This window comes from Pseudomonas sp. CBZ-4 (genome assembly GCF_000346755.1).
GTDB lineage: Bacteria > Pseudomonadota > Gammaproteobacteria > Pseudomonadales > Pseudomonadaceae > Aquipseudomonas.
The window spans coordinates 1-26,204 of record NZ_ANNV01000171.1; the positions used below are offsets into that span (position 1 = coordinate 1).

Annotated in this window: 28 protein-coding genes; 14 read left to right on the forward strand and 14 right to left on the reverse strand. The window is 61.2% G+C overall.

Translation table 11 applies throughout. The annotated features are described in order from the left end of the window. Nucleotides 1-132: 132 nt before the first annotated feature. From B348_RS0126650 to B348_RS0126680, 7 genes are all read left to right on the forward strand, one after another. Nucleotides 133-1,137 carry a ligase-associated DNA damage response exonuclease gene (locus B348_RS0126650; RefSeq protein ID WP_017739080.1) on the forward strand — a complete coding sequence of 335 codons (1,005 nt, stop codon included), beginning with the start codon at nt 133-135 and terminating at the stop codon, nt 1,135-1,137. Then, a complete protein-coding gene (locus B348_RS0126655; protein WP_017739081.1) occupies nt 1,134-2,768 on the forward strand; it encodes an ATP-dependent DNA ligase in 1,635 nt (544 codons plus the stop codon). The genes B348_RS0126650 and B348_RS0126655 overlap by 4 nt, the downstream gene beginning before the upstream one ends. A gap of 325 nt (nt 2,769-3,093) precedes the next feature. Then, nucleotides 3,094-3,873, forward strand: coding sequence for a transporter substrate-binding domain-containing protein (locus B348_RS0126660; RefSeq protein WP_017739082.1), 780 nt, complete (start codon nt 3,094-3,096; stop codon nt 3,871-3,873). Nucleotides 3,874-3,931: 58 nt separating this feature from the next. After that, nucleotides 3,932-4,660, forward strand: a complete 729-nt coding sequence (locus B348_RS0126665; RefSeq protein WP_017739083.1) for an ABC transporter permease — start codon at nt 3,932-3,934, stop codon at nt 4,658-4,660. Continuing rightward, nucleotides 4,657-5,367 (forward strand): ABC transporter permease, encoded by a 711-nt coding sequence (locus tag B348_RS0126670; protein WP_017739084.1) that lies wholly within the window; start codon nt 4,657-4,659, stop codon nt 5,365-5,367. The genes B348_RS0126665 and B348_RS0126670 overlap by 4 nt, the downstream gene beginning before the upstream one ends. A 9-nt stretch (nt 5,368-5,376) precedes the next feature. Beyond that, nucleotides 5,377-6,495, forward strand: coding sequence for a succinylglutamate desuccinylase/aspartoacylase family protein (locus B348_RS0126675; protein ID WP_017739085.1), 1,119 nt, complete (start codon nt 5,377-5,379; stop codon nt 6,493-6,495). Nucleotides 6,496-6,508: 13 nt separating this feature from the next. Continuing rightward, entirely contained in the window at nt 6,509-7,273 is a 765-nt protein-coding gene (locus tag B348_RS0126680) for an ABC transporter ATP-binding protein (protein ID WP_017739086.1), read from the forward strand. Here B348_RS0126680 and B348_RS0126685 read toward each other — a convergent pair. Both B348_RS0126685 and B348_RS0126690 read right to left on the reverse strand, forming a co-directional pair. Continuing rightward, the gene (locus B348_RS0126685; RefSeq protein ID WP_017739087.1) at nt 7,266-8,471 is read right to left on the reverse strand and encodes a HAMP domain-containing sensor histidine kinase; all 1,206 of its coding nucleotides are present in this window, start codon (nt 8,469-8,471) and stop codon (nt 7,266-7,268) included. The two genes, B348_RS0126680 and B348_RS0126685, sit on opposite strands and share 8 nt — an antisense overlap. Beyond that, nucleotides 8,455-9,132: a response regulator transcription factor gene (locus B348_RS0126690; protein ID WP_017739088.1), complete on the reverse strand. Its 678-nt coding sequence runs from the start codon at nt 9,130-9,132 to the stop codon at nt 8,455-8,457. Before B348_RS0126690 ends, B348_RS0126685 begins: the two co-directional genes overlap by 17 nt. Before the next feature lie 132 nt (nt 9,133-9,264). Here B348_RS0126690 and B348_RS0126695 point away from each other — a divergent pair, with 132 nt between their 5' ends. From B348_RS0126695 to pdeM, 5 genes are all read left to right on the forward strand, one after another. Continuing rightward, nucleotides 9,265-9,651: a GtrA family protein gene (locus tag B348_RS0126695; RefSeq protein WP_017739089.1), complete on the forward strand. Its 387-nt coding sequence runs from the start codon at nt 9,265-9,267 to the stop codon at nt 9,649-9,651. Next, nucleotides 9,623-10,558, forward strand: coding sequence for a glycosyltransferase family 2 protein (locus B348_RS01000000130345; protein WP_081609294.1), 936 nt, complete (start codon nt 9,623-9,625; stop codon nt 10,556-10,558). Before B348_RS0126695 ends, B348_RS01000000130345 begins: the two co-directional genes overlap by 29 nt. 30 nt (nt 10,559-10,588) lie before the next feature. Then, nucleotides 10,589-11,971, forward strand: a complete 1,383-nt coding sequence (locus B348_RS0126705; protein WP_017739091.1) for a glycosyltransferase family 39 protein — start codon at nt 10,589-10,591, stop codon at nt 11,969-11,971. Nucleotides 11,972-12,032: 61 nt separating this feature from the next. Then, nucleotides 12,033-14,513, forward strand: a complete 2,481-nt coding sequence (locus tag B348_RS0126710) for a ligase-associated DNA damage response DEXH box helicase (protein WP_017739092.1) — start codon at nt 12,033-12,035, stop codon at nt 14,511-14,513. Then, nucleotides 14,513-15,163, forward strand: a complete 651-nt coding sequence (pdeM, locus tag B348_RS0126715) for a ligase-associated DNA damage response endonuclease PdeM (RefSeq protein ID WP_017739093.1) — start codon at nt 14,513-14,515, stop codon at nt 15,161-15,163. The genes B348_RS0126710 and pdeM overlap by 1 nt, the downstream gene beginning before the upstream one ends. A 15-nt stretch (nt 15,164-15,178) precedes the next feature. Here the strand turns inward: pdeM and B348_RS0126720 are convergent, their stop codons facing one another. Together B348_RS0126720 and dcd are read right to left on the reverse strand one after the other, a co-directional pair. Continuing rightward, on the reverse strand, nt 15,179-15,379 hold the full coding sequence (locus B348_RS0126720; protein WP_017739094.1) for a hypothetical protein: 201 nt from the start codon (nt 15,377-15,379) through the stop codon (nt 15,179-15,181). 107 nt (nt 15,380-15,486) lie between these two features. Next, entirely contained in the window at nt 15,487-16,053 is a 567-nt protein-coding gene (dcd, locus tag B348_RS0126725; protein WP_017739095.1) for a dCTP deaminase, read from the reverse strand. 388 nt (nt 16,054-16,441) lie between these two features. Here dcd and B348_RS0126730 point away from each other — a divergent pair, with 388 nt between their 5' ends. Then, complete coding sequence (locus B348_RS0126730; protein WP_002554837.1) at nt 16,442-16,651, forward strand: cold-shock protein; 210 nt, start codon at nt 16,442-16,444, stop codon at nt 16,649-16,651. A gap of 222 nt (nt 16,652-16,873) precedes the next feature. Here B348_RS0126730 and rpoS read toward each other — a convergent pair whose 3' ends face one another. The 8 genes from rpoS to B348_RS0126770 all read right to left on the reverse strand — a co-directional run bounded on the left by rpoS (nt 16,874) and on the right by B348_RS0126770 (nt 23,993). Next, nucleotides 16,874-17,878, reverse strand: a complete 1,005-nt coding sequence (gene rpoS / locus B348_RS0126735; protein WP_017739096.1) for an RNA polymerase sigma factor RpoS — start codon at nt 17,876-17,878, stop codon at nt 16,874-16,876. 105 nt (nt 17,879-17,983) lie between these two features. Next, nucleotides 17,984-18,820 carry a peptidoglycan DD-metalloendopeptidase family protein gene (locus tag B348_RS0126740; RefSeq protein ID WP_026137094.1) on the reverse strand — a complete coding sequence of 279 codons (837 nt, stop codon included), beginning with the start codon at nt 18,818-18,820 and terminating at the stop codon, nt 17,984-17,986. A 209-nt stretch (nt 18,821-19,029) separates the two neighbouring features. Further along, nucleotides 19,030-19,665, reverse strand: a complete 636-nt coding sequence (locus tag B348_RS0126745; protein WP_177325361.1) for a protein-L-isoaspartate(D-aspartate) O-methyltransferase — start codon at nt 19,663-19,665, stop codon at nt 19,030-19,032. 41 nt (nt 19,666-19,706) lie between these two features. Beyond that, nucleotides 19,707-20,456, reverse strand: a complete 750-nt coding sequence (surE, locus tag B348_RS0126750; protein WP_017739099.1) for a 5'/3'-nucleotidase SurE — start codon at nt 20,454-20,456, stop codon at nt 19,707-19,709. Continuing rightward, nucleotides 20,444-21,502 (reverse strand): tRNA pseudouridine(13) synthase TruD, encoded by a 1,059-nt coding sequence (gene truD / locus B348_RS0126755; protein ID WP_017739100.1) that lies wholly within the window; start codon nt 21,500-21,502, stop codon nt 20,444-20,446. Before truD ends, surE begins: the two co-directional genes overlap by 13 nt. Further along, a complete protein-coding gene (gene ispF / locus B348_RS0126760) occupies nt 21,499-21,972 on the reverse strand; it encodes a 2-C-methyl-D-erythritol 2,4-cyclodiphosphate synthase (RefSeq protein WP_012722614.1) in 474 nt (157 codons plus the stop codon). The genes truD and ispF overlap by 4 nt, the downstream gene beginning before the upstream one ends. 54 nt (nt 21,973-22,026) lie before the next feature. Further along, a complete protein-coding gene (gene fghA, locus B348_RS0126765; protein WP_017739101.1) occupies nt 22,027-22,872 on the reverse strand; it encodes an S-formylglutathione hydrolase in 846 nt (281 codons plus the stop codon). An 8-nt stretch (nt 22,873-22,880) separates the two neighbouring features. Continuing rightward, nucleotides 22,881-23,993, reverse strand: coding sequence for an S-(hydroxymethyl)glutathione dehydrogenase/class III alcohol dehydrogenase (locus tag B348_RS0126770; protein WP_017739102.1), 1,113 nt, complete (start codon nt 23,991-23,993; stop codon nt 22,881-22,883). Between the two features lie 109 nt (nt 23,994-24,102). On the opposite strand from B348_RS0126770, the gene B348_RS0126775 reads away from it, so the two are divergent. Then, entirely contained in the window at nt 24,103-24,999 is an 897-nt protein-coding gene (locus tag B348_RS0126775) for a LysR substrate-binding domain-containing protein (protein ID WP_017739103.1), read from the forward strand. Between the two features lie 128 nt (nt 25,000-25,127). Here the strand turns inward: B348_RS0126775 and ispD are convergent, their stop codons facing one another. Together ispD and ftsB are read right to left on the reverse strand one after the other, a co-directional pair. After that, the gene (ispD, locus tag B348_RS0126780; protein ID WP_017739104.1) at nt 25,128-25,835 is read right to left on the reverse strand and encodes a 2-C-methyl-D-erythritol 4-phosphate cytidylyltransferase; all 708 of its coding nucleotides are present in this window, start codon (nt 25,833-25,835) and stop codon (nt 25,128-25,130) included. Next, nucleotides 25,832-26,110, reverse strand: a complete 279-nt coding sequence (ftsB, locus tag B348_RS0126785; RefSeq protein ID WP_003172294.1) for a cell division protein FtsB — start codon at nt 26,108-26,110, stop codon at nt 25,832-25,834. Before ftsB ends, ispD begins: the two co-directional genes overlap by 4 nt. Nucleotides 26,111-26,204: the final 94 nt, after the last annotated feature.

Here is a 26,204-nt window from a genome sequence, read left to right on the forward strand (position 1 = left end):
GAGGTGTCTGCATCGCAGGCAAGCCAGCTCCCACACAAGCCAGCCCCCACATTTGTTCTGCCTGCATTCAGATAGAACTTCTCAAGTCTTACTTCCCTCCTAACTGATAAGCCCATCGCCCCAGGCACGCCCATGGACCTTGTCACCGCCCGCCCCGAAGGCCTCTACTGCCCCGCCGGCGATTTCTACATCGACCCCTGGCGCCCGGTGGAACGTGCGGTCATCACCCACGCCCATGGCGATCACGCCCGCACCGGCAATACGCACTACCTGGCCGCCGCCCCCGGCGAAGGTATCCTGCGCTCGCGCCTGGGACAGGACATCAACCTGCAAACCCTGGCCTACGGCGAACCGCTGAACCATCACGGCGTGACCTTGAGTTTTCACCCCGCCGGGCATGTGCTCGGCTCGGCCCAGGTGCGCCTGGAATACAGGGGCGAGGTCTGGGTGGCCTCCGGCGACTACAAAGTCGAACCCGACGGCACCTGCGCGCCGTTCGAGCCGGTGCGCTGCCACACCTTTATCACCGAATCCACCTTCGGCCTGCCGATCTACCGCTGGCAGCCACAGGCGCAGATCTTCGCCGGGATCAACGATTGGTGGCAGGCCAATATCGCCGCCGGCAAGGCCAGCGTGTTGTTCTGTTATTCCTTCGGCAAGGCCCAGCGCATCCTCCACGGTATCGACGCCAGCATCGGCCCGATTCTCAGCCACGGCGCAGTCGAGCCCTTGAACCGGGTGTACCGCGAGGCTGGCATTTATATCCCCGAAACCCTCTACGCCGGGGACTTTCAAAAGACCGATCCACTGCTGCGCCAAGCTCTGGTCATTGCCCCGCCCTCCGCTGGCGGCAGCAGTTGGATCAAGCGTTTCGGCGACTACAGCGACGCCTTCGCCAGTGGCTGGATGCGCCTGCGCGGCACCCGGCGGCGGCGTGGGGTCGACCGCGGCTTTGTGCTGTCGGACCACGCCGATTGGCCCGGCCTGTTGTGGGCCATTGAGCAAACCGGCGCCGAGCGGGTCATGGTCACCCACGGTTCTGTGGGCGTACTGGTCCGTCACCTGCGGGAAAAAGGCCTCGACGCCCAAGGGTTCACTACCGAGTACGGCGATGACGAAGAAGAGGCTGGCGTATGAAAGCGTTCGCCGAGCTGTACGCCAACCTCGACGCCACCACCTCCAGCAATGCCAAGCTCGCCGCCTTGCAGGCCTATTTCCGCCAGGCGCCGCCGGCGGATGCGGCGTGGGCCGTGTATTTCCTCTCCGGCGGGCGGCCCCGGCAACTGGTGCCGACGCGCCTGCTCAGGGACATGGCCACCGAGGCGTCGGGTATCGAGCCGTGGTTGTTCGAAGAAAGTTACCAATCGGTCGGCGACCTGGCAGAGACCATTTCCCTGCTCCTGCCGGAATCGCCCTACACCTCAGAGGACGGCCTGGCCGCCTGGCTGGAAGAAAAACTGCTGCCCCTGCGCGGCCTGCCACCCCTGGAATTGGCCGAGCGCCTGCCTGCGCTGTGGGTACAGCTGGATCAACCGAGCCTGATGGTGTGCATCAAGTTGATCACCGGCAGCTTTCGCGTAGGCGTGTCCAAACTGCTGGTGACCCGCGCCCTTGCTGCCCTGGCCGACCTCGACAGCAAGCGCGTGGCGCAGCGACTGGTGGGCTACACGGATATGGCCAACCGCCCTACGCCTGAGGGCTACCTCAAGCTGATCGCCGCCGAATCGGCCGACGAGCATGCGCAACGTGGCGGGCAGCCTTATCCGTTTTTTCTCGCCCACGGGCTGGCCCAACCGGTGGAGCAGTTCGACACTGTGCTCGGCGCTCCCGGCGACTGGCAGGTGGAGTGGAAGTGGGATGGCATCCGTGCGCAGTTGGTCAAGCGCGAGGGCCGCCTGTGGATATGGTCCCGCGGCGAAGAACTGGTCACCGAACGCTTCCCCGAACTTCACCGCCTGGTCAGCGGCTTGCCCGATGGGACGGTGATCGACGGCGAAATCGTGGTGTGGAAAGACGCGGTGCAGCCCTTTGCCCTGCTGCAACAGCGCATCGGACGCAAGACGTTGAGCAAGAAAGTATTGGAAGACGCCCCAGTGATCGTCCTGGCCTACGACCTGTTGGAGCATGGAGGCGACGACTGGCGCAGCCATCCCCAGGCCGAACGCCGAACCCAGCTTGAGCAGGTGATTGCCCAGTGCAACCAACCCGTGCTGCAACCCTCGCCGCTGTTGAGCGGCGCCACCTGGGACGACCTCGCCGAACAACGCAAAGCCTCCCGCAGCCTCGGCGTGGAAGGCATGATGCTCAAGGATCGCCAAGGCCTGTATGGCGTGGGCCGCACCAAGGACATGGGGCTGTGGTGGAAGTGGAAGGTCGACCCGTTCAGCGTCGATGCGGTGTTGATCTACGCCCAGCGTGGCCATGGCCGGCGCGCCAGCCTCTACAGCGACTACACCTTTGCCGTGTGGGACGGCCCCCCTGGCGGCGAGCGGACGCTGGTGCCATTCGCCAAGGCCTACTCCGGCCTCACCGATGAAGAAATGCGCAAGGTCGACGCCATTGTGCGCAAGACCACCGTGGAAAAATTCGGCCCGGTCAGCAGCGTGACGCCGAGCATGGTGTTTGAACTGGGGTTTGAAGGGATTGCCTTGTCCAAGCGGCATAAGAGCGGGATTGCGGTGCGATTTCCGAGGATGTTGCGGTGGCGGCAGGATAAGGCGGTGGATGAGGCGGATAGCCTGGCCACATTGCAGGATTTGCTGGCCTGACTCTTCCCCCGAAAACACCACGAGTTCTGTGGGAGCTGGCTTGCCTGCGATAGCGGTCGCTCAGTGACACATGGGCTGACTGACCCACCGCCATCGCAGGCAAGCCAGCTCCCACAGTTGATCTTCGTATGATCTGAAATGGTGCGCTGAATTTTCAGTGCCCGCTTTCGGGCATCTCCTAAACTCAGATCTCTAGATTCCTACCTATTAAAACGAACATTCGGAACTATGGTTCAGAAATTGCTACCGATGTTGCGTCTGACACCGTTCAGTAACAGTCCTAATCGCGCCACAAGCGCTTATCTTGGTTTCAAGGGATTACATAATGAAAAAAGCATTGCTGACCCTTTCTGCACTGGCTCTGTGCATGGCCGCAGGTTCCGCGTTGGCCAAGGAATACAAGGAACTGCGTTTTGGTGTCGATCCATCCTATGCGCCATTCGAATCCAAAGCCGCCGACGGCAGCCTGGTGGGCTTCGATATCGACCTGGGCAATGCGATCTGCGCCGAGCTGAAAGTGAAGTGCAAGTGGGTCGAAAGTGATTTTGACGGCATGATTCCAGGCCTCAACGCCAACAAGTTCGACGGCGTGATTTCGTCGATGACCGTGACCACAGCCCGTGAAAAGGCCATCGACTTCTCCTCCGAGCTGTTCTCCGGCCCGACGTCCCTGGTGTTCAAGAAAGGTGCAGGTTTCTCCACGCCGGAGTCCCTCAAGGGCAAATCCGTGGGCTACGAGCAAGGCACCATCCAGGAAGCCTACGCCAAGGCTGTGCTGGATAAAGCCGGTGTGACCACCAAGGCCTACGCCAACCAGGACCAGGTCTACGCCGACCTGACCTCCGGGCGCCTGGACGCTTCGGTGCAGGACATGCTGCAAGCCGAACTGGGCTTTTTGAAGTCGCCCGCCGGTGCCGGCTATGAAGTCAGCGCGGCGATCGATGACCCATTGCTGCCGTCGAAAACCGCGATCGGTATCAAAAAAGGTAACAAAGACCTCAAGGCCTTGCTGGATAAAGGTATCAAAGCGTTACACGATGATGGCACCTACGCCACCATCCAGAAGAAACACTTCGGCGACCTGAACCTGTACAGCGGTAAATAACACCCTGGCGCCCACCGGCTCCGGTGGGCGCTTTTTTATCGCCATAGGTCCTGAATTCATGTTTGAAGATCTTTTGCAAACCCTGGGGCTGGGTGCCTTCAGCTTGAAGGGGTTCGGCCCGTTGTTGCTGCAAGGGACGTGGATGACCATAAAGCTGTCGGTCGCCTCCCTGGCGGTCAGCGTCGTGCTCGGCCTGCTCGGCGCCAGCGCCAAACTGTCCAGCCTGCGCCTGCTGCGCATCCCCGCCCAGCTCTACACCACCTTGATTCGCGGCGTGCCCGACCTGGTGCTGATGCTGCTGATTTTCTACAGCCTGCAAATCTGGCTGACCGGCTTTACCGACTTTATGGAATGGGACTACATCGAGATCGACCCATTCAGCGCCGGGGTTATCACCCTGGGCTTTATCTACGGTGCCTACTTCACCGAGACCTTTCGCGGCGCGATCCTCGCCGTGCCCCGCGGCCAATTGGAAGCAGCGACCGCCTACGGGCTCAAGCGCGGGCAAAGGTTTCGCTACGTGACCTTCCCGCAGATGATGCGCTTTGCCTTGCCGGGCATCGGCAACAACTGGATGGTGATGCTCAAGGCCACGGCGCTGGTGTCGATCATCGGCCTGGCGGACCTGGTCAAGGCGGCCCAGGACGCGGGCAAGAGTACCTATCAACTGTTCTATTTCCTGGTGGTCGCCGCGTTGATCTACCTGTTGATTACCAGCGCCTCCAACTTTGTGTTGCGCAGGCTTGAGCGGCGCTACTCCGCCGGGTCCCGGGAGGCGGTGCGATGATCGAGCTCTTGCAGCAATACTGGCGCCCGTTCCTGTACAGCGATGGCCAGCACATCACCGGGCTGGCCATGACCATGTGGCTGCTCAGCGCCTCGCTGGTGATTGGCTTCCTGGTGTCGATCCCGCTGTCCATCGCCCGCGTGTCGCGCAAACGTTGGGTGCGCTGGCCGGTGCAGTTCTATACCTACCTGTTTCGCGGCACGCCGCTCTATATCCAGTTGCTGATCTGCTACACCGGCATCTACAGCATCGCCGCCGTGCGCGAGCAGCCGTTGCTGGATGCGTTCTTTCGCGACGCGATGAACTGCACCATCCTCGCCTTCGCCCTCAACACCTGCGCCTACACCACCGAGATTTTTGCCGGGGCGATCCGCAGCATGGCCCATGGCGAAGTCGAGGCGGCCAAGGCCTATGGTCTGAGCGGCTGGAAGCTGTATGCCTACGTGATCATGCCTTCGGCCCTACGCCGCTCGTTGCCCTACTACAGCAACGAAGTGATCCTGATGCTGCACTCGACCACGGTGGCGTTTACCGCGACCGTGCCGGATATTCTCAAGGTGGCCCGGGACGCCAACTCCGCCACCTACATGACCTTTCAATCATTCGGCATCGCTGCGCTGATCTACCTGACCGTGACCTTTGCCCTGGTCGGTCTGTTTCGTCTGGCGGAGCGCCGCTGGCTGGCCTTTCTCGGGCCGAGCCACTAAGGAGTTCGCATGCGTCATCAGGTCCATGAACTGATTGCGCCGGTGCCAGGTACGGCGCGGCAGGTTCACAGTTTCCACTTCGGCCCCGAACGGGCCGGGGGCAAGATCTATATCCAGTCGTCGCTGCATGCCGATGAGCTGCCGGGCATGCTGGTGGCCTGGCACTTGAAGGTGCGCCTGGCCGAACTGGCCGCCGCCGGGCGCCTGCGCAGTGAAATCGTGCTGGTGCCGGTGGCCAACCCGCTGGGCCTGGAACAGGTGCTGATGGACATCCCACTGGGCCGCTACGAGCTGGAGAGCGGGCAGAATTTCAATCGCCTGTTTATCGACCTCAGTGAAGCGGTGGGTAACCAGGTCGAGGCATTGCTCGGCGATGACCCACAGCACAATGCGCGATTGATCCGCGCGGCACTGTCCGCTGCCCTCGCGGAGCACACCGCGCAAACGCAATTGCAGTCCCTGCGCCTGGTGCTGCAACGCCTGGCGTGCGATGCCGATATGGTGCTGGACCTGCATTGCGACTTCGAAGCCGTGGCGCACCTGTACACCACGCCCGAGGCCTGGCCGCAGGTGGAACCGCTGGCGCGCTACATAGGCTCGGAAGCCAACTTGCTCGCCACCGATTCGGGCGGGCAATCCTTCGATGAATGTTTCACCCTGGTCTGGTGGCAGTTGCAGCAACGCTTCGGCGAGCGCTTCCCGATTCCCCTGGGCAGCTTTTCGGTGACCGTCGAACTGCGCGGTCAGGGTGATGTGAACCACGGCCTGGCGAGCCTCGATTGCCAGGCGATCATCGACTATCTGATCCACTTCGGCGCCATCGCCGGCGACGTCGCGCCGCTACCCGACCTGCCCTACCCGGCCACCCCGCTGGCCGGCGTCGAGCCGATCGCCACGCCCGTCGGCGGCCTGCTGGTGTTCCGCGCCCTGCCCGGCGAATACCTGGAAGCCGGGCAACTGATCGCCGACATCATCGACCCCATTACCGACCGCGTAACGCCCGTGCACTGCCAGAAGGCCGGCCTGCTTTACGCCCGTTCGCTACGCCGCATGGCCACTGCCGGGATGGTCATTGGCCATGTCGCAGGTTTAGAGGCCTACCGTAGCGGCTATCTACTTTCGCCTTGAGGATGCACGCCCCATGTACAAATTGACCGTTGAAGGCCTGCATAAACGCTATGGCGACAATGAGGTGCTCAAAGGTGTCTCGCTCAAGGCCAAGACCGGTGACGTGATCAGCCTGATCGGCGCCAGCGGCTCGGGCAAGAGCACCTTTTTACGCTGCATCAACTTCCTGGAAACCCCCAACGACGGCGCCATGACCCTCGATGGCCAGCCGATCCGCATGGTCAGCGACCGCGACGGCATGCGCGTGGCCGACGATGCCGAGCTGCAGCGCCTGCGCACGCGGCTGGCCATGGTGTTCCAGCACTTCAACCTGTGGAGCCACATGAGCGTGCTGGAAAACATCACCATGGCCCCGCGCCGGGTGCTGGGGTGCAGCAAGAAGGACGCCGAGGACCGTGCCCGGCATTATCTGGAAAAAGTCGGCCTGCCCGCGCGCGTGGCCGATCAGTACCCGGCGTTTCTCTCCGGCGGCCAGCAGCAACGGGTGGCCATCGCCCGCGCCCTGGCAATGGAGCCCGAGGTGATGCTGTTCGACGAACCGACCTCGGCCCTCGACCCGGAGCTGGTGGGCGAAGTGTTGAAAGTGATCCAGGGCCTGGCCGAGGAAGGTCGCACCATGATCATGGTCACCCATGAGATGAGCTTTGCACGCAAGGTGTCGAGCCAGGTGTTGTTCCTGCACCAGGGCCTGGTGGAAGAGCAAGGCACGCCGGAGGATGTGCTCGGCCATCCGAAGAGCGAGCGTTTGCAGCAGTTCCTCAGCGGCAATCTCAAGTGAAACGGATGCACGCCCGGAACGTATGACGCGTGCGCCGTGTGTCGAGCTGCCAGCCAGTATGGGCGCAGGCGCGGGCAACGATCTCCAGGCCGAACCCGTAGCCCTGTGACAGGCACTGCTCGTCATGGTTATTGAGGATGACCAAACGCTGCTCGGTGAGGATGACCCGGACTTTCCCGGCGCCATGCTGAGCCGCGTTGCCGAGCAGGTTCTCCACCACACTGCGGGCAATTGCCTCGTGGGCCGCCAGGGTGAACGGCGCGGCGCCGGTAAATGTCAGGGCGCCTGCGGCAAACGGATAGAGCCATTGATACTTTTCGATCTGCTCGACGACGACCGCACCCAGGTCGATCGCTTCAGGCGCCCTTTGACGTGGCGCCCGGGCCAGGCTCAGAAACAGCTCAATCGTCATTTTCATCCCGGCCAGCGCTCCTTCCATACGCTGCAGGCTGCGCGCCATTTTGTCCGCCCCGCACCCCGGCAGGCGCAGGATTGCCAGGCTGTTGTTGAGGATACTCAGGGGGGTGCGCAGCTCATGGCTGACGTGCCGGGTAAACGCTTGCTCGCGCAGCAGCGCCGCGTTTTGCTGGGTCACCAGTGACGACAGCGTGCGGCTCAATGTGCCGATTTCGTCCTGGCGCTCAACCCCGCTGAAACAGGGCGGTCCGTCGGGTGCTCCAGCCACCTGCGCCGCCAATTGGCTGACCGGCCGGGCAATGGCCCGGGCAATCGCGATGGCGAGGATCGCGCCCAGGATCAGGATCAAGCCGGCCACCGCGCACAACAGCCCGAAGACCTGCCCACGATAGCCTTCGGTTTGGCTGAGGCTGGATTCATCCATGACCAGCACCAGCAACGCCGCTTCGCCGGCCACCTCACTGACCAGCACATGGATGTCCTCCTTCTCGATCTCATGGTGGCCAACGGGCAGGTGTCCGACCGTAGCGGGCAGGTTGGCGTCCGTCGACCAGTAGCCTTGGAGGTAGATCGCATTGGGCATCGCGGCGGCGCGGCCCGATTGGGCGTATTTGCCCTGGAACGCCTGCGCCTCCAGGTTCAGGTAGCTGGAGACAATGTAGTCCTCGGTGAGGATCACCGCAGCCCAGATCAGCAGGCTGTAAAACAACGTGATCAACGCCATGAACGGCAGCAGCGCATAGAGGATGCGCGCAAAAAACGAGTCAGTAGGGAATAGCAAGGCGATACCCTTTGCCGTGGACGGTGCGGATCAGATCGTTGCCATGGGGTTTGCCCAGGGCTTGCCGGAGTCGGTAGATGTAGGTGCGCAGTGCGTCGCTCTCGGGCGGATCGCCTTCGGGCCACAGCGCTGCCTCGAGTTTGCGCCGGCTGACGGGCTGCGGTGCCGCATCGGCGAGCAGGCTCAGCAGGCTGAACTGGAGCGCTGGCAGCACGGTGACGATGCCGTGGTGACTCAAGGATTGCACAGTCGAATCAAGCACCAGGTCACCCAGCTGCCTTGGGCTGCGCGACTGACGCGGGGCACCCCGGCGCATCAGCGCACGAATGCGCCATAACAACTCCTGGGGCTCGAACGGTTTTACCAGGTAGTCGTCGCCGCCGACGGCATAGCCCTCTTCCTTGTCGGGCAGCGCGTCACGTGCAGTCAAAAAGATGACCGGGGTCTGAACCTGCTCGTTGCGTAATTGGCGGCAGGTATCAAACCCGCTCAGCCGAGGCATGGCGACGTCCATCACAATCAGGTCGTATTCATGCTTGCGAACACGTTCCAGGCAACTTCGACCGTCGCGAGCGAAGTCTACGTCGTAACCAAATTCGGCCAGATAATCCCCCAGCGAACCTGCCAATACGTGATCATCTTCCACCAGTAATATATCCATTAGAGCCAACTCCAAATTCATACACGCAGCAAAGATTATTCCTTCAGCAACTAACTAAATTCCTACAACAATCGCTCGCCATATTTACGTAACGTGACATTTGATTCACATTCGACCTTATACATTCCCGGCATGCCAAACACACTCGAATTATTAACTCGCTACTTGGGGTCCGGTTGCATCGCCACGTTAGTCCACCTGGTGATATTTACCTGTTTGCTGAAGGGGGGCGGCCCGGTCATTTCAACACTCTGCGCAGGCATCAGCGGGGCCGTGACCGCCTATTGCCTCAACAGGCACTGGGTATTCGCCGGGCGCCAGTGCATTGGCGTGCGGTTTGCCGTCACAGCGGCCAGCCAAGTGGTCGCGAACACGCTCATCGTCGGGTTACTGACCTTCTGGGGCGTGCATCCACATCTCGCACAACTAACGGCAATCGCAGCCGTGACCGTGCAGGGTTTTACGATCAATCATTTCTGGGTATTCAAACATGACATCAAGCGCGCACACCCCCAGTGATCCTCCACCGCCGATAGAACTTACCCTGCTGATTCCCTGCTTTAACGAACAGTGCGTACTGGCGCAATTTCACGCGCGCCTCATGGCCATCGTTGAACAATTAAAAATAACTACCGAAGTGCTCTACATCAATGACGGAAGCCAAGATGAAACAGCCGCAATAATCGACCGTTATTCCCTGGATGCCCGAACCAGAAGCCTGCATTTGAACCGTAACTTCGGCAAAGAGGCCGCCATGCGCGCAGGTATCAACGAAGCGCGGGGCCGTGCAGTGATCATCCTCGATTGCGACCTGCAGGACCCACCCGAGTTGATCCCGTTAATGGTGCAGGAGTGGCGCAAGGGCTTTGAAATCGTCAACATGCAGCGCCGCTCGCGGCATTGCGACTCCTGGCTCAAACGCACGACGGCCAGGCTCTACTACGCCGTCATGGACCAGTTGATCGATGACTTCGATGTGCCCAGGGAAGTCAGCGATTTCCGCCTGATCGGACCCAATGCGCTGGCCGCCATTCGCGCCATGGACGACAACGCCGGCGTCCTGAAAATACTGGTCAGTTGGCTCGGCTACCCCACCACCGAAGTGAATTACGACCGCAAGCCGCGCCAGGCGGGCACGTCCAAATGGTCGTCGCTGTCGTTACTGAACCTGGGAGCGGACTCGATTCTGGCGTTCTCTACCCGCCCCTTGCGGATGTACAGCTATTTGAGCGGAATCAGCTTTCTGCTCGGCTCGTTGTGGATCGCCGGCGTGGCGACGTTTGGCGAACTGACCCCTCAGCATCTGCTGCTGCAGGCAATCCTGCTGCTGTGCCTGGGCACCGCCGTGGTGGGCGAGTACGTCGGCCGGGTCCTGATGGTGGTCAGCCCCAGGCCAAAATCCCTGTGCAAACGCGATCAACCTTGAACTCATTTATCCACTTGTGAGGCTAACGGTATGAACCCTTCCGTTTCCATTCGCTTGCTCTGGGCAATCCTGCTTGGCGTACTGCTGGTGCGCCTGGGGACGCTCGGGCTGTATCCACTCATGGACACATCGGAAGCGCGCTACGCGGAAATTGCCCGCAAGATGCTCGCCTCCAACGACTGGATCACGCCAATGTTCGATCACGGCGTACCGTTCTGGGGCAAACCGCCACTGTCGTTCTGGGTGCAGGCGCTGAGCATGAAAGTGCTCGGAATCGGGGAATTCGCCAGCCGCTTTTCCAGCTGGTTACTGCACGCCGCCAGCTGCCTGTTGATCGTGCGCTTCGCCAGCCAGGAGCGAAGCCTGCAGGTCGGATTGACGGCCGCGATCATCTATTCGACGTGCAGCCTCGGGTTCCTCTCCAGCGGCGCCGTGTTGACCGACGGAGCCTTGGCGTTCGCCCTGCTGCTCGCACATATGGGCCTGTGGCGCGGGTTGATGCACGGTGAGCGCGGGTGGGCCCTGGCCGGCTTTTTCGGGCTAGGCCTGGGCCTGCTCGCCAAAGGCCCGCTGGCCCTGGTCCTGATAACGCTGCCGGCCGCCATATGGCTGGCGGTCACCGCCCACTGGCGCCGCCTGCTGGGTCTGCCCTGGCTGTCCGGCAGCGTATTGACGCTTGCCGTGGCCCTGCCCTGGTACTGGCTGGCAGAACAGAAAACCCCCGGGTTCCTGGAATACTTCATCGTCGGCGAGCATTTCAGCCGCTATGTCATCAGCCAATGGCAGGGCGATCTATATGGCAGCGCCCATGCCCAGCCGCTGGGAATGATCTGGCTGCACCTGTTGGCCGGCCTCATGCCCTGGGCGCTTTTTTTGCCGCTGCTGGCGAAGCTGCGCGGGCACCTTGGCAGGCAGCCCGAATACTTCATCTTTGTGCTGGCTTGGGCGGCTTCGGCGCCGGTGTTTTTCACCATGTCCACCAACATTCTCTGGACCTATGTACTGCCCGCACTGCCGGCCTGGGCGGTATTGCTCGCCGACGTGATCTGCCGGCACATGCGCGCGGCCGTGATCGCTGCCGTAGCATTGGCGTTGCCGGTGACAGGCTGCGCCTTGATCATCAGCGGCAAGGCAGCCGACCGCCCCCAGAACCAGGTAGCCATCGTGGCGCTCTGGAAAGAGCAACAGGCCGCAGCCCCTGGTGACTTGATCTACCTGGGCTCGCGCTCATACTCGGCCGAATTTTACAGCGCTGGCTGGGCGCGTCACCGCAAGAACCTGCAACAACTGCCGACGACAGCAAACTTCTATCTGGTGCAACGCCTGGACAAGCCGCAACCCTTGCCGCCGGCCTGCCGCACCATCGGCCAGGCCAACGGCTCGCAACTGCACTACTGCGCCGTGGCGCTTTAGTTAAACCTTTGGTGCAGCGGGAGGGTCTGTGGAATAAGCCCCTTAGAGCGTCAGCCGTCGCATGGCCCCTCACTTCGACTTCGCCAGGCAATGGTTTGCCGCCAGAGGCTGGAAGCCGTTCGCCTTCCAGAAAGACGTGTGGCGTGCAGTCAAGCAAGGCCGCTCGGGCCTGCTGCATGCCAGCACCGGGGCCGGTAAAACCTACGCCCTGTGGTTTGCCGCGCTTAACCGCTTCGCCATCACCCGCCCACCCGTGACGGGCAAACGCAAACCACCTGCCGAACCACTGACCGTACTCTGGATCACCCCCATGCGCGCCTTGGCTGCCGACACCGCGCGGGCGCTTGAGGCGCCGCTGGCAGCCTTGCAGATTCCCTGGAGCGTTGGCCTGCGCACCGGCGATACCGGCAGCAGCGAACGCGCCCGGCAAACCCGACGTCAGCCCACCGCGCTGGTGACCACCCCGGAAAGCCTGACGCTGATGCTGGCGCGGGCCGACAGCGAGACAAGCCTGGGGCACCTGCGCATGGTCATCGTGGATGAATGGCACGAACTGATCGGCAATAAACGTGGCGTGCAGCTGCAACTGGCGCTGGCAAGGTTGCGCCGCTGGCATCCCGAGTTGGTGGTGTGGGGGATTTCGGCGACGTTGGGTAATCAGGCTCACGCCCTGGAGGTATTGGTCCCACACGGCGAAGGAATCAACGTGCAGGGGCAAACCGCCAAACAGCTGATTGTCGACACCTTGCTGCCCGCCGTGACCGAGCGTTTTCCATGGGCCGGACATCTGGGTTTGAAAATGCTGCCGCAGGTCGTGGCGGAGGTGGCGTCCAGCCGCAGTTGCCTGGTATTTACCAATACCCGGGCGCAGGCGGAAATCTGGTACCAGGCCTTGCTCGAAGCGCGCCCTGATTGGGCCGGGTTGATTGCCCTGCATCACGGCTCGCTCGCCAGGGAAACCCGTGACTGGGTGGAACGGGCACTGAAAGACGGCCAGCTCAAGGCCGTGGTGTGTACGTCGAGCCTGGACCTGGGTGTGGACTTCCTGCCGGTGGAACGGGTGCTGCAGATCGGCTCGGCCAAAGGCGTAGCCCGCCTGATGCAACGCGCCGGGCGCTCCGGCCATGCACCGGGGCGGCCATCGCGGGTAACACTGGTGCCGACCCATAGCCTGGAGCTGATGGAAGCGGCCGCTGCCCAGGACGCGATCGCCCAGCGCCGTATCGAAGCCCGCGAATCGCCCCACAAGCCTTTGGATGTGCTCGTACAGCATTTGGTGAGCATGGCATTGGGCGGCGGGTTTACCCCCGATGCGCTGCTCGCTGAAGTGCGCAGCGTGTGGGCCTATCGCGAACTCACCGAGGCTGAATGGGCCTGGGCGTTGGGGTTTGTGCGCCATGGCGGCCTGTCGCTGACGGCCTACCCGGACTACCGTCGCGTCGAACCTGACGAGCACGGCATTTGGCGCGTCCCGGATGCGCGTCTGGCACGTCGGCATCGCATGAGCGTGGGCACTATCGTCAGCGATGCCAGTATCCAGCTGAAATTCTGGAGCAAGGGCGGCGGCGGCAAAAACCTGGGCAGTGTCGAGGAAGGCTTTATTGCCCGGCTCAAGCCGGGGGATGGCTTTCTGTTTGCGGGGCGCTTGTTGGAGTTGGTACGTGTTGAAAACATGACCGCCTATGTGCGCCGCAGCACCGCGAAAAAAGCCGCCGTGCCGCGCTGGAATGGCGGGCGCATGCCACTCTCCAACGAGCTGGCCCAAGCCCTGGTCGAGCGTTTTGACGCCGCCGCGCACGGGCATTTTGACGGCCCGGAGATGGTGGCGGTACAACCATTGCTGCGCACCCAGTTACGCTGGTCCGGTTTGCCGACCCGCAAGCACTTGCTGGCCGAGACGCTGAAGTCGCGGGAAGGCTGGCACCTGTTTCTCTACCCGTTCGCCGGGCGCCAGGTCCACCAGGGGTTGGCGAGCCTGCTGGCGTGGCGGGTCAGCCAGTTGCAGCCTGTGACCTTCTCGATTGCCGTCAACGACTATGGGCTGGAACTGTTGAGCGCCACGCCCGTGGATTGGCCGGGTGTATTGAATGACGCACTGTTGAGCCCGGAGCAGTTGTTGACGGATGTTGCCGCCAGCCTCAACGCCGGCGAGCTGGCCCTGCGGCGCTTTCGTGAAATCGCCCGCATTGCCGGGCTGGTGTTCGCCGGCTATCCGGGCGCGCCCAAAAGCACGCGGCAGGTGCAGGCCTCCAGCGGATTGTTCTTCGAGGTATTCAAACAGTACGACCCGCAGAACCTCTTGTTGGCCCAAGCCGGGGAAGAAGTCCTGCGCAATGAGTTGGATATTCGTCGTTTGGAAGAGACCTTGCGCCACCTCTCGACCCTGGAATTGGACCTGCACGTCATCGAGCGTCCTACGCCCCTGGCTTTCCCCCTGCTGGTAGAGCGCATGCGCGAAAGCCTCAGCTCGGAAAAACTGTCGGAGCGCATTGCACGGATGGTCAAGGATCTGGAGCACGTCGCGGATCATGGGAAGCGCTGATGCATTATTCACTGACGCTGGAAGGCGAGGAATTATGGCTGCTGGCGGACAAAGCGGTGTATTGGCCCGCGCGCCAGTGCTTGTTGATTGCCGATGCGCATTTTGGCAAAGCGTCGGCGTATCGCAGCCTGGGGCAGCCGGTGCCGCAGGGCACCACCACCGACAACCTGCTGCGGCTGGATCGGTTGCTGTCAGCGTACCCCTGCACGCACATGATCTTCCTCGGCGACTTCCTGCACGGACCCGGCTCTCACGCCAGCGGTACGCTGCGGGCGCTGGAGGCCTGGCGTACACGCAACAGGGCGCTGCACATCACCTTGATTCGCGGCAATCACGACAAACGTGCAGGCGACCCGCCCTTGGGCCTGAGGATCGACGTGGTAACAGAGCCGCTGCTGATAGGCCCCTTTGCGCTACAGCACGAACCGCACGCGCATGCCGATTACCACGTACTGGCGGGGCATGTGCATCCGGTCTATCGCCTGCGCGGCAAGGCTCGGCAAAGCTTGCGCCTGCCATGCTTCCAGATCGGCAGGCGAGTAAGCCTGTTGCCGGCGTTTGGAGCGTTCACCGGCGGGCATGAAGTGGCGCAGGGCAATGACCGCCAAATCTTGGTGATCGGCGATCATAAGGTTTGGCCAGTCGGTTGACTGGCCCACAGGGGGTCAGGCAACTGGCGCGGGAGGCGGCTCATCGGGAACGGTAGGCGAGCCGGGCTCCTCGATGGGCTGCGGGGAGTCTGGATCAGGTTGGCCTGGGATGCCGCCCGCGTAAGCGGGGTTGGCCATCAGTGACCAGGCCAGAACACCAATCTGGTTGGGTTCAAGCCGGGCAAGTTCGGCACTGATTCGCGGGTCGATCTTCATAGGGAACTCCTCAAGCGTGGCTCGGCGCGTTGTGCACGCACCGAGGCAGTACACCCAATAGAGTGCCTTCCCGCTGACAAATTCCCTTTACGTGTAAGACCTTTCGATCAAGCGCGCGGGAGGGTGACGCCGCGCTGGCCCTGGTACTTGCCTGCACGGTCTTTATAGGACACTTCACAGGCCTCGTCGGACTGCAGGAACAGCATTTGCGCCACACCTTCGTTGGCATAGATCTTTGCCGGCAAGGTGGTGGTGTTGGAGAACTCCAGGGTCACGTGACCTTCCCACTCGGGTTCAAGCGGCGTCACGTTGACGATAATGCCGCAGCGCGCGTAGGTGCTCTTGCCCAGGCAGATGGTCAGCACATCGCGGGGGATGCGGAAGAACTCCACGGTGCGCGCCAGGGCAAAGGAGTTTGGCGGAATGATGCATACGTCGCTCTTGACGTCGACGAAGCTCTTTTCGTCAAAGTTCTTCGGATCGACGATCGCCGAGTTGATGTTGGTGAACACCTTGAACTCATCGGCGCAACGCACATCGTAGCCGTAGCTGGAAACACCGTACGAAATCACAGGGCTGTCGCCTTCGCCACGGATCTGGCGCTCAACGAAGGGTTCGATCATGCCGTGCTCTTGCGCCATGCGGCGAATCCACTTGTCCGATTTGATGCTCATGGCGGTGTCCTGAATAGCGAGGTGGAAAAATTCTGTTGGGCATCTTACCGGGGCCGGCGTTGGGGTTCAAAGGGCGTCGGGCTTTTCTTCACGACAGGCCTGCCTGCCATAAGCCGCAGCCAGCGGGGCCGGGACCCTGCTTGTGGCGACCAGTGGCGATAAATACCACCGCCAGTCACGAAAATAGAGAAACCTTCGGAAATACCATTGGCACGTTCCGGAAAAAGGGTTAAGGTGGCGCCACTGTGCTGCTTGTGTCACTGAGAATCTCTACACGATATGTTGAATTTCGATCCAACCATCTCCAAGAATTTTTCCTGCTCTTTGCACTCAGTCTCGGCCAGGGCTTTTCCTGAGTCGCAGTTAACTTTGTCCAAGGAGATACACCATGTCTAATCGCCAAACTGGTACCGTTAAGTGGTTCAACGATGAAAAAGGCTTCGGCTTCATCACTCCACAATCCGGTGACGACCTGTTCGTTCACTTCAAAGCTATCCAATCCGACGGCTTCAAAAGCCTGAAAGAAGGCCAACAGGTTTCTTTCATCGCTACCCGCGGTCAGAAAGGCATGCAAGCTGAAGAAGTTCAAGTTATCTAACTTGTACTGACTTAGTCGAAAAAACCCCGCCCTTAAAAGCGGGGTTTTTTTATGCCTGGGATTTGGTTATTCCGGGCATAAAAAATGTGGGAGCCAAACCTATGTGGGAGCTGGCTTGCCTGCGATAGCATCACCTCGATGCAACTGATAAACCGAGGTGATGCTATCGCAGGCCAGCCAGCTCCCACACAAGCCCAGCTCCCACACTTTCAGCGTGCGCCGTTATTGAAACAACGACTCACTCGACAAGCCATTTTTCTCCAGGATCTCACGCAAGCGCTTGAGCCCTTCCACCTGGATCTGCCGCACCCGCTCACGGGTCAGGCCAATCTCCAGGCCGACATCCTCCAGGGTACTGCTCTCATGGCCGCGCAGGCCGAAGCGGCGAATCACCACCTCACGCTGCTTGTCCGTAAGCTCAGATAGCCACTGGTCAATGCTTTGGGACAGATCATCGTCTTGCAACAGCTCGCAAGGATCTGTAGGCCGATCATCTGTCAGGGTGTCCAGCAGGGTTTTATCCGAATCCGGACCCAGCGAGACATCGACCGAAGACACGCGCTCGTTCAAGCCGAGCATGCGCTTGACCTCCCCTACCGGTTTCTCCAGCAGGTTGGCGATTTCTTCGGGCGAAGGTTCATGATCGAGTTTCTGCGTAAGCTCACGCGCCGCCCGCAGGTAGACGTTGAGCTCCTTGACCACATGGATCGGCAACCGGATCGTACGGGTCTGATTCATGATCGCCCGTTCGATGGTCTGGCGAATCCACCACGTGGCGTAGGTCGAAAAGCGGAAGCCCCGCTCCGGGTCGAACTTCTCCACCGCCCGGATCAAGCCGAGGTTGCCTTCCTCGATCAGGTCCAACAGGGACAGCCCACGATTGACATACCGCCGGGCGATTTTCACCACCAGGCGCAGGTTGCTTTCAATCATGCGCTTGCGCCCGGCCGGATCGCCCTTTTGCGACAAGCGCGCAAAATGGACTTCTTCTTCGGGAGTCAGCAGAGGGGAAAAACCGATTTCATTGAGGTACAGCTGGGTCGCATCGAGCGCCCGCGTGTAATCAATGTATTTGTGTTGCTTTAACGCGGTGGAGTTCTTGGATTTGGTGCGAACTGAAGGTACAGCAGGTCCCTCATTCGACATCGATTCCGTATCGGTGTGCTCTCCCATAAGGAGAAGCTCATCGTCGATGTCAAACTCCGGCGCTTCTTTACTGAGAGCCATTGTTATAGTCCTTTGGTGAGTTCGACCTCAAGCTCAAGCGTCGCCTTTATCCTTGGCAACACTGGAGCCTGTTCCTTCTACGTGAGGGAACAGGCTGACAACAAATCAACGACGGGGTAGGAATTGCAGCGGATCTACAGGTTTCCCTTGGCGGCGAATCTCAAAGTGCAGTTTCACCCGGTCTGTACCAGTTGACCCCATTTCGGCAATTGTCTGTCCGACTTTGACCTGCTGCCCCTCCCGAACCAACAGCCTGCGGTTATGTCCGTAGGCACTGACGTAGGTATCGCTGTGTTTGATGATGACCAGCTCGCCGTAGCCCCGTAAACCACTCCCGGCGTACACCACTGTCCCATCAGACGCAGCTAAAACAGGCTGTCCCAAATCCCCGGCGATATCAATGCCTTTATTCAAACTACCGTTTGAAGAGAATTTTCCAATCAGCACTCCGTTTGAGGGCCATCCCCAACCCGTCGGTGCCGGTCCGGCAGGCGGTAGTGGCGCAGGTGCAGGCTTGCTCGCAGCCGCAGGTGCGGCGGTGCCTGCAGGCCGGGTGATGATGGTGGTTTTGCTCGACGACGACGGCGAAGACGTGCTGTTTGTGACCACGGTCGCAGGCGTTGAACCGGTGCGTCCGTCAAAGCGAATCGTCTGACCCGGATGTATCGTGTATGGCACAGGAATATTGTTACGGGCTGCGAGTGCCTTGTAATCCCAGCCATAACGGAAGGCGATCGAGAACATCGTGTCGCCCTTGCGCACCACATATTGCCCGGTGGTCACCGTCGGCTTTTGCGGTGCTGCGCTGTTGCGGTCAACCACCCTCGCGCCGCTGCTTGGCGAGCTGGAACACCCTGCCAACAAGGAACTCAAGACAAGGCCAAGCACCAGTCGCTGAAAGCTTGTTTTACTCATACGCTGCGCAAGACCTGTGAGACTCACCCGCCGCTCCCTTTATGGTGGCTGAACATGAATGCCTGTATCAGGCTTGAAATATGACGCAAGTATAACTGGGCATTGGGTTTTTACCGGCACACGACTGAAACGAAAAATTCATCATGTTTAATCCCGGCGACCCATCATGTTGACTCTACAGACCCCGGCGTAAGACACATCCTCGCCAGCAGAATTCACTGCCGGCGCATAAATGATCAGGCCAGCGGGCCATTGAGCAACGGGACGAAGCGCACAGCGCCCAGTACATGCCGTGAAAAACCTTCGTCTTCACGGATGATGAGCATCAATTGTTGCACTTCGCCGGAGCCCACCGGGATCACCAACCGCCCGCCCGGGGCCAATTGATCGAGCAACGCCTGGGGCACATCAGTGGCCACCGCGGTGACGATAATGCCGTTGTAAGGCGCCAGTGCCGGCCACCCTTCCCAACCATCGCCCCAGCGAAACACCACGTTGCGCAGGTTCAACTCGGCCAGGCGCTCCTTGGCGCGGTCCTGCAGGACCTTGATGCGCTCCACTGAAAACACCCGCTCCACCAACTGCGACAGCACCGCCGTCTGGTAGCCCGAGCCCGTGCCGATCTCCAGCACCTTGTCCAGCGGCCCCGCCGCCAGCAGCAACTCGCTCATGCGCGCGACCATGTACGGCTGGGAAATGGTCTGGTTGTGGCCGATGGGCAGCGCGGTGTCTTCATAGGCGCGGTGCGCCAAGGCCTCGTCGACAAACAAGTGCCGAGGCGTACGCCGGATCACTTCCAGCACCTGGGCGTTGGACAGGCCCTCTTCATAAAGGCGCTGGATCAAACGCTCACGGGTACGCTGGGAAGTCATCCCGATGCCCCGGCGCAGCAGGTCGTCTTGTTCGCGGCCCATCAGTTCAGCGCCTCCAGCCAGCCATCGAGGCTACTGAAGGCATCACTGAAGGTGCGATCAAGTTGCAACGGCGTAATCGACACATAACCTTGCATCACCGCATGAAAGTCAGTGCCCGGGCCGCCGTCTTCGGCATCGCCGGCGGCGGCGATCCAATACCCTTCCTTGCCACGCGGGTCGACCACCTTCAACGGCGCTGCCGCACGGGCACGATGGCCCAGGCGCGTCAGCTGGATGCCACGGATGCGGTCGAGGGGCAGATTGGGGATATTGACGTTGAGCACCGTACGCGGCGGCAGGTCCAGGGAACCATGGGCCTCCACCAACTTGCGCGCGAAATAGGCGGCGGTTGGCAGGTTGTCCAATTGGCGCGAAGCCAACGAGAAGGCGAACGAAGTACGACCGAGGAAACGCCCTTCAAGAGCCGCCGCCACGGTACCGGAATACAGCACGTCGTCACCGAGGTTGGCGCCGAGGTTGATACCCGACACCACCAGGTCCGGCTCGCGGTCCAACAGGCTGTTGATCGCCAGATGGACGCAGTCGGTGGGGGTGCCGTTCACGCTGATAAAGCCGTTGGCCAGAACCTGCGGGTGCAGCGGACGGTCGAGCGTCAGCGAACTGCTGGCGCCGCTCTTGTCCTGGTCGGGGGCAACCACCACGCACTCGGCGTAGTCTTCCAGCGCAGCATAGAGCGCGGCAAGACCGGGTGCGGTGGCACCGTCATCGTTTGATATCAGAATACGCATGGGCTGTCCGTCTGCCCCACCGGCACCAGATCAACAAGCTCGCGCACCAAGACAGTGGCGAAGCATCCGGCCGGCAGGACGAATTCCAATTGCAGAATGTCAGGCCCGGGATAATGCCACGTCAACCCGCCAATGGGCAGTCGCAGAATGCGCCGCTCCTGGCTCATGCCCGCATTCACCAGCCAATCGCGCAGCTCGGCTTCGCTGGCGGCGACGGCCTGTTCCAGCGCATGGGTCGCACCGCTGGCGGGCGAATCGCCCTCCCCCCACTGCGGCCCGGTCGGGTGCAGGTCGAGGATCGCCAGGCGCGGGTCGCTGCACTCAGCCTCGCCGGCCGGGAAAAAGCTGCGGCTGTCGGTAAACGCCAGCAGGTCACCGACTTGGGCGCGCTGCCAGGAACCGTCGGCAACACGTGCCGCCAATACCTTGTTGAAGAGGAAACTGCGCGCCGTGGACAACAACCGCGAACGCACATTGCGCTGCTCCGGCAAGGCCTTGCGCGCCGCCCACTCACGAGCGTCAACCACGTTGCCGCCGCTGTGGCCAAAACGCTGGGCGCCGAAGTAGTTGGGAATGCCGTGCTGGGCAATCAGCTGCAAGCGTGCGTCGATGGCCGCGGTATCGCCGGCCAACTGGGTCAGGCGCAAGGTGAAGCCGTTCGCCGAATGCGCGCCACGTTGCAACTTGCGTTTGTGGCGGGCGATCTTGAGGATCTTGAGCGTGTCGTTTTCCGCACCGCTCATGTCTGGATCCGCCTTGCCCGGCAACTGCACGCTGAACCACTGGCGCGTCAGCGCCTGGCGATCCTTGAGCCCGGCATAACTGACGGTACGCAACGGCACGCCAGCGGCCTTGGCGATGCGCCGCGCGGCTTCTTCGGTATTGAGGCCACGTTTCTCGACCCACAACCACAGGTGCTCGCCATCGCCGGTCAACGGGATGTCCAGCACTTCATCAACCTGGAAGTCTTCAGCGGTGGCCTTCAGCACGGCACTGCCCAACGCCTCGCCATAGGCCCGTGGGCCCAACAGTTGCAGGTCGTTCATGCGCGCAGCAACAAGGCGACAGAGTGCACCGCAATGCCCTCTTCACGACCGGTAAACCCGAGCTTTTCGGTGGTGGTGGCTTTCACGTTCACTTGATCCAATTCTATTTGCAGATCCGCGGCAATCAGCGCGCGCATCGATTCGATATGGGGGGCCATTTTCGGCGCCTGGGCCACGATGGTGTTATCGACGTTGCCGACCTTCCAGCCCTTGGCGTGGATCAGGCCCACAACGTGGCGCAGCAGGACGCGACTGTCCGCACCCTTGAAGGTGGGATCGGTGTCTGGAAAATGTTTGCCGATATCACCCAACGCCGCCGCGCCGAGCAAGGCATCGCTCAAGGCATGCAACACAACGTCGCCGTCGGAATGAGCCAGCAACCCATGGTGGTGTGCAATGCGCACGCCCCCCAAGGTGATGAAATCGCCCTCAGCGAAACGGTGCACATCGTAGCCGTGGCCAATACGCATAAAAAAACGCCCCGATTTAATTCAGGGCGTGATTCTACCTACTTTTGCCACACATTAACCGAGCAAAGCACGGCCATGATGTCGCAAATGTTCTTCGATGAAGCTGGCGATAAAGAAGTAGCTGTGGTCATAGCCGGGTTGCAGGCGCAGTTCCAACGGATGGCCGGCCGCCTTCGCAGCCTGCTGCAAGGCTTCGGGCTTGAGCTGCACGGCGAGGAAGTCGTCACGGTCGCCCTGGTCCACCAGCAACGGCAGCTTTTCCGTGGCTTCGCTGATCAGCACGCAAGCGTCCCACTCACGCCACTTCGAACGCTCTTCCCCCAGGTAACGGGAGAAGGCTTTCTGGCCCCACGGGCAATCCATCGGGTTGTTGATCGGCGAAAACGCCGACACCGACAGGTAACGCCCAGGGTTGCGCAGCGCACAGACCAGCGCACCGTGGCCGCCCATGGAGTGGCCGCTGATGCCGCGTTTGTCCGAAGCCGGGAAATGCGCTTCGACCAACGCCGGCAATTCCTGCACCACGTAGTCATGCATCCGATAGTGCTTGGCCCAGGGTTCCTGGGTAGCGTTCAGATAAAAGCCCGCGCCAAGACCGAAGTCCCATGCGTTGTCCGGATCACCCGGCACGCCGGGACCGCGCGGACTGGTGTCCGGCGCAACGATGATCAGCCCCAGCTCGGCAGCCATGCGCTGGGCGCCGGCCTTCTGCATGAAGTTCTCATCGGTGCAGGTCAGGCCCGACAGCCAGTAGAGCACCGGCAACTTGCCGCCCTGCTCCGCTTGCGGCGGCAGGTAGACGGCAAAGGTCATGTCGCAACCGAGTACATCGGAATGATGCTTGTAGCGTTTATGCCAGCCGCCGAAGCTTTTCTGGCACGACAGGTTTTCCAGACTCATGGCCGACCTCAGAAGTGGATGACGGTACGGATGCTCTTGCCTTCGTGCATCAGGTCAAACGCTTTGTTGATGTCTTCCAGGCCCATGGTGTGGGTGATGAAGGTGTCCAGCGGGATCTCGCCGGTCTGGGCCATTTCCACATAGCTTGGCAATTCGCTACGACCGCGCACGCCGCCGAAGGCCGAACCGCGCCAGACGCGACCGGTCACCAGCTGGAATGGACGGGTGGAGATTTCCTGGCCAGCACCGGCAACACCGATGATCACCGACTCGCCCCAGCCTTTGTGGCAGCACTCAAGGGCGGCGCGCATCAGTTGCACATTGCCGATGCACTCGAAAGAAAAGTCCACGCCGCCGTCAGTCAAATCGACAATCACATCCTGAATTGGGCGATCGTAGTCTTTCGGGTTAATGCAGTCGGTGGCGCCCAGTTGCTTGGCAATTTCGAACTTGGCCGGATTGATATCGATGGCGATGATGCGCCCCGCCTTGGCCTTGACCGCGCCGATCACCGCCGACAGGCCGATACCGCCAAGGCCGAAGATGGCCACGGTGTCGCCCGGCTTGACCTTGGCCGTGTTGAGCACGGCACCGATACCGGTGGTGACGCCACACCCCAGCAGGCAGACTTTTTCCAGCGGGGCTTCTTTAGGAATCTTGGCCACGGAAATTTCCGGCAGCACGGTGTACTCGGAGAAGGTCGAGGTACCCATGTAGTGAAAAATCGGCTGGCCCTTGTAGGAGAAACGCGTGGTGCCATCCGGCATCAGGCCTTTGCCCTGGGTGGAACGAATGGCCTGGCACAGGTTGGTCTTGCCCGACAGGCAGAATTTGCACTTTCCGCATTCCGGGGTGTACAGCGGGATCACGTGGTCGCCGACCGCTACCGAGGTCACGCCCTCGCCGATGGCTTCAACCACCGCACCGCCTTCGTGGCCGAGGATCGACGGGAAGATGCCTTCCGGGTCCGCGCCCGACAGGGTGTAGGCATCGGTGTGGCACACGCCGGACGCGACCACGCGCAACAGCACTTCACCAGCCTTGGGCATGGCGACATCCACTTCAACGATTTCAAGAGGCTTCTTGGCTTCGAAGGCTACGGCGGCGCGGGACTTGATCATCCGGGTTTCTCCATGGAGTTAAAAACTGAGGCGCAGAGTGTAAAACATGGCTGAGTGATGAATAATCCAGCCGAAAGCAAAACATTATTGCTGTACAGGGATAATAGCCATGCTGGAAAACCGCTGGGAAGGCATCGATGAGTTTGTCGCGGTCGCCGAATGCAGCCAGTTCACGGCGGCAGCGGAGCGCTTGGGCGTGTCGTCGTCCCATATCAGCCGGCAAGTGGCGCGCCTGGAAGAGCGGCTGCAAACGCGCTTGCTGTATCGCAGCACCCGCAAGGTCACGCTGACCGAGGCCGGCCAGACCTTCCTGCAACATTGCCAACGCTTGCAGGACGGCCGCGAAGAGGCCCTGCGCGCGGTCGGCGACCTTACCAGTGAGCCCAAGGGCATGTTGCGCATGACCTGCGCCGTGGCCTACGGCGAGCGCTTTATCGTGCCGTTGGTGACGCGGTTCATGGCGTTGTATCCGCAATTGCGTGTGGATATAGAGCTGAGCAATCGCCAACTGGACCTGGTGCACGAAGGCCTCGACCTGGCGATCCGCCTCGGGCGCCTGCAGGATTCGCGCATGGTCGCCAGCCGCCTGGCACCGCGGCGCATGTATGTGTGTGCGTCACCGTCCTACCTGGCGCGGTATGGTCGGCCACATAGTTTGTCGGAATTGACTCGGCATAACTGCCTGATCGGCAGTTCGGACATCTGGCAACTGGCCCAGGACGGGCGGGAATTTTCCCAGCGGGTGCAGGGAAACTGGCGGTGTAACAGTGGGCAGGCGGTGCTGGATGCAGCGTTGCAAGGCGTCGGGTTGTGTCAGTTGCCGGACTATTATGTGCTGGAGCATCTGCACAGTGGCGCGTTGGTGTCGTTGCTGGAGGCGCATCAGCCGCCGAATACAGCGGTGTGGGCGCTGTATCCGCAGCAGCGGCATTTGTCGCCGAAGGTCAGGAAGCTGGTGGATTTCTTGAAGGCGGGGTTGGCTGAAAGGCCGGAGTACAGCAATTGATTATCGGGTGTCTGGGCGGGCCTCATCGCGGGCAAGCCCGCTCCCACAGTTGACCGAGTTGTATCAGGAGAAAGTGATCCCATGTGGGAGCTGGCTTGCCTGCGATGAAGTCAACTCGGTGCAACTGACTACCGCCGGTTAGCCCACCGCAACCGCAACCACTCCAAATCCTCCGGCCGGGTCACCTTGATATTGTCCGAGCGCCCTTCGATCAAACGGGGCGCCTGGCCGGACCATTCCATGGCCGAAGCCTCATCGGTAATCACTGCATCCGCCACCAAACTGTCAGCCAACGCACGGTGCAAGGCACCGAGGCGAAACATCTGCGGCGTGTACGCCTGCCAGATCAAACTGCGGTCAACGGTTTCCACCACCCGCCCGCGCTTGTCGACGCGCTTGAGCGTATCGCGGGCCGGCACGGCCAACAGGCCGCCGACGGGGTCATCCGCCAGTTCGATCAGCAACTTGTCGAGATCATCGCGGCTCAGGTTAGGTCGCGCCGCATCGTGCACCAGCACCCAATCATCATCACTGGCGCCCAGGGCATTCAATTGCAGCAACGCATTGAGCACCGAACCCGAGCGCTCCGCGCCACCGTCGGCACGCTGGATGCGCGGGTCGGCAGCACAGGCCAGGTTGGGCCAGTAGGGATCATCAGCAGCAAGACTGACCACCAGGCCCTTGAGCGCTGGGTGGTCGAGAAAACAGCCAAGGCTGTGTTCGAGAATGGTGCGCCCGCCCAGTTGCAGATATTGCTTGGGACGGTCCGCGGCCATACGGGCACCGACGCCCGCGGCAGGTATCACGGCCCAGAAGGCCGGCAAACCAGTACTCATTGGGCCAACTGGTAGAGGGTCTCGCCCTCCTTGACCATGCCCAACTCATGACGAGCCCGCTCTTCAACGGTCTCCGTGCCTTTTTTCAGCTCAAGCACTTCGGCATCGAGGACGCGGTTGCGCTCCAGCAGGCGTTCGTTTTCGGCGTGCTGATCGGCAATTTGCTGGGTCAGGTCTTTTACCTGCGCAAAGCTGCCATTACCCACCCATAGGCGGTACTGCAGGCCAGCCAGCAACAAGAGCAAGACGAGGAACAACCAATTGGGACTGCGCATCGAAATCCGGGTATCCAGTGAAAAAAGACAGCCATGCAAAACTTTTGCAGCAACTGATAGCACGAAGCCTGGAAGAACCAGGCTTGTGCTAGAT

Coding starts and splice junctions, on each gene's coding strand:
- B348_RS0126705 (WP_017739091.1), top strand. CDS start 10,589: ATGAACCCTTCCGTTTCCATTCGCTTGCTCTGGGCAATCCTGCTTGGC.
- B348_RS0126770 (WP_017739102.1), bottom strand. CDS start 23,993: ATGATCAAGTCCCGCGCCGCCGTAGCCTTCGAAGCCAAGAAGCCTCTT.
- dcd (WP_017739095.1), bottom strand. CDS start 16,053: ATGAGCATCAAATCGGACAAGTGGATTCGCCGCATGGCGCAAGAGCAC.
- truD (WP_017739100.1), bottom strand. CDS start 21,502: ATGAACGACCTGCAACTGTTGGGCCCACGGGCCTATGGCGAGGCGTTG.
- fghA (WP_017739101.1), bottom strand. CDS start 22,872: ATGAGTCTGGAAAACCTGTCGTGCCAGAAAAGCTTCGGCGGCTGGCAT.
- ftsB (WP_003172294.1), bottom strand. CDS start 26,110: ATGCGCAGTCCCAATTGGTTGTTCCTCGTCTTGCTCTTGTTGCTGGCT.
- B348_RS0126655 (WP_017739081.1), top strand. CDS start 1,134: ATGAAAGCGTTCGCCGAGCTGTACGCCAACCTCGACGCCACCACCTCC.
- B348_RS0126670 (WP_017739084.1), top strand. CDS start 4,657: ATGATCGAGCTCTTGCAGCAATACTGGCGCCCGTTCCTGTACAGCGAT.
- B348_RS0126665 (WP_017739083.1), top strand. CDS start 3,932: ATGTTTGAAGATCTTTTGCAAACCCTGGGGCTGGGTGCCTTCAGCTTG.
- B348_RS0126695 (WP_017739089.1), top strand. CDS start 9,265: ATGCCAAACACACTCGAATTATTAACTCGCTACTTGGGGTCCGGTTGC.
- B348_RS0126730 (WP_002554837.1), top strand. CDS start 16,442: ATGTCTAATCGCCAAACTGGTACCGTTAAGTGGTTCAACGATGAAAAA.
- surE (WP_017739099.1), bottom strand. CDS start 20,456: ATGCGTATTCTGATATCAAACGATGACGGTGCCACCGCACCCGGTCTT.
- B348_RS0126745 (WP_177325361.1), bottom strand. CDS start 19,665: ATGACTTCCCAGCGTACCCGTGAGCGTTTGATCCAGCGCCTTTATGAA.
- B348_RS0126675 (WP_017739085.1), top strand. CDS start 5,377: ATGCGTCATCAGGTCCATGAACTGATTGCGCCGGTGCCAGGTACGGCG.
- B348_RS0126660 (WP_017739082.1), top strand. CDS start 3,094: ATGAAAAAAGCATTGCTGACCCTTTCTGCACTGGCTCTGTGCATGGCC.
- B348_RS0126690 (WP_017739088.1), bottom strand. CDS start 9,132: ATGGATATATTACTGGTGGAAGATGATCACGTATTGGCAGGTTCGCTG.
- B348_RS0126650 (WP_017739080.1), top strand. CDS start 133: ATGGACCTTGTCACCGCCCGCCCCGAAGGCCTCTACTGCCCCGCCGGC.
- B348_RS01000000130345 (WP_081609294.1), top strand. CDS start 9,623: ATGACATCAAGCGCGCACACCCCCAGTGATCCTCCACCGCCGATAGAA.
- B348_RS0126720 (WP_017739094.1), bottom strand. CDS start 15,379: ATGAAGATCGACCCGCGAATCAGTGCCGAACTTGCCCGGCTTGAACCC.
- ispD (WP_017739104.1), bottom strand. CDS start 25,835: ATGAGTACTGGTTTGCCGGCCTTCTGGGCCGTGATACCTGCCGCGGGC.
- pdeM (WP_017739093.1), top strand. CDS start 14,513: ATGCATTATTCACTGACGCTGGAAGGCGAGGAATTATGGCTGCTGGCG.
- B348_RS0126710 (WP_017739092.1), top strand. CDS start 12,033: ATGGCCCCTCACTTCGACTTCGCCAGGCAATGGTTTGCCGCCAGAGGC.
- rpoS (WP_017739096.1), bottom strand. CDS start 17,878: ATGGCTCTCAGTAAAGAAGCGCCGGAGTTTGACATCGACGATGAGCTT.
- ispF (WP_012722614.1), bottom strand. CDS start 21,972: ATGCGTATTGGCCACGGCTACGATGTGCACCGTTTCGCTGAGGGCGAT.
- B348_RS0126680 (WP_017739086.1), top strand. CDS start 6,509: ATGTACAAATTGACCGTTGAAGGCCTGCATAAACGCTATGGCGACAAT.
- B348_RS0126775 (WP_017739103.1), top strand. CDS start 24,103: ATGCTGGAAAACCGCTGGGAAGGCATCGATGAGTTTGTCGCGGTCGCC.